This is a genomic window from Streptomyces sp. NPDC054863 (assembly GCF_053610825.1).
This window is the reverse complement of the sequence record NZ_JBSGZD010000553.1, coordinates 1-1,569: the sequence shown is the minus strand read 5'-3', so window position 1 is coordinate 1,569 and position 1,569 is coordinate 1. Positions and strand designations below refer to the sequence as shown.

1 protein-coding gene is annotated in these 1,569 nt (G+C 69.3%); it reads left to right on the top strand.

The features are described from left to right. On the top strand, nt 1–1,480 hold a 1,480-nt coding region (locus tag ACWGIG_RS38840), incomplete at its 5' end, for a beta-N-acetylhexosaminidase (protein ID WP_453326433.1). Nucleotides 1,481–1,569 lie beyond the last annotated feature (89 nt).

Genomic DNA, 1,569 nt, shown 5'->3' with positions numbered 1-1,569 from the left:
GGGCCAGGTCGTCCCGGCCCCCGCCTCGGTCAAGGCGGGCGGATCGGCCTACACGATCGACTCCGGGACCCGGATCAGGGTCGGCCACTCGGCGGACGCCAAGAACGTCGGCGACGCCCTGGCGAAGGTGCTGCGCCCGTCCACCGGCTACCAGCTGCCGGTCACCTCGCGCGAGGGCCGGGACGGCATCCGGCTCAAGCTCTCGTCCGACTCCTCGCTCGGCGACGAGGGCTACCGGCTGGATTCCGGCCGCAGCAGCGTGACCATCACCGCCCGCAAGGCCGCCGGACTCTTCCACGGCATCCAGACGCTGCGCCAGCAGCTGCCCGCCGCCGTCGAGAGGACGACGAAGCAGGCCGGCCCCTGGCAGGTCGCGGGCGGCACCATCAAGGACGTCCCGCGCTTCGGCTACCGGGGCATCATGCTCGACGTCGGGCGGCACTTCCTCTCCGTGGACCAGGTCAAGCGCTACATCGACCAGGCCGCGCTCTACAAGATGAACAAGCTGCACATGCACCTCAGCGAGGACCAGGGCTGGCGCATCGCCATCGACTCCTGGCCGAAGCTCGCCACGTACGGCGGCTCCACCCAGGTCGGCGGCGGCCCCGGTGGCTACTACACCAAGGCCCAGTACAAGGACCTGGTGAAGTACGCGGCCTCCCGCAGGATGGAGGTCGTGCCCGAGATCGACATGCCGGGCCACACCAACGCGGCCCTCGCCAGCTACGCCGAACTCAACTGCAACGGCGTCGCGCCGCCCCTCTACACCGGCACCGAGGTCGGCTTCAGCAGCCTGTGCGCGAGCAAGGACATCACGTACAAGTTCATCGACGACGTACTGCGGGAGATCGCGCAGCTCACCCCGGGCAAGTACCTCAACATCGGCGGCGACGAGGCCCACTCGACCAGCCACGCGGACTTCGTCAAGATCATGAACCATGCGCAGGACGTGGTCGGCAAGTACGGCAAGAAGATCATGGGCTGGCACCAGCTGGTCGGCGCGAAGCAGGCCAAGGGCAAGGTGGTCCAGTACTGGGGGTACGACGCGACCGGTGCCGCCGAGCGGCAGACCGTCGTCGACGCCGCGAAGGGCGGCACCAAGCTGGTGCTCTCCCCGGCCGACCGCAGCTACCTCGACATGAAGTACAACAAGGACACCAAGCTGGGCCTGGCCTGGGCGGGCTACGTCGAGGTGCAGCGCTCCTACGACTGGGACCCGGGCAGCTATCTGGCGGGCGCACCGGAGTCCTCGGTGCTCGGCGTCGAGGCGCCGCTGTGGACCGAGACGCTGGCCACCAGCGACCAGCTGGAGTTCATGGCCTACCCGCGGCTGCCCGGCATCGCCGAGCTGGGCTGGTCGCCGAGGTCCACGCACGACTGGAACACCTACAAGCTGCGCCTGGCGGCGCAGGGCCCGCGCTTCGACGCGCTGGGCATCGACTACTACAAGTCGGCCCAGGTGCCGTGGCCCGCTCAGTGAGCGAGAGAACCGAGCGCGTGACCGAGCGCGTGACCGATCGCGTGAAGGAGTGAGCGGGAGGGGTGCACCGGGACCGTCCGGTGCACCCC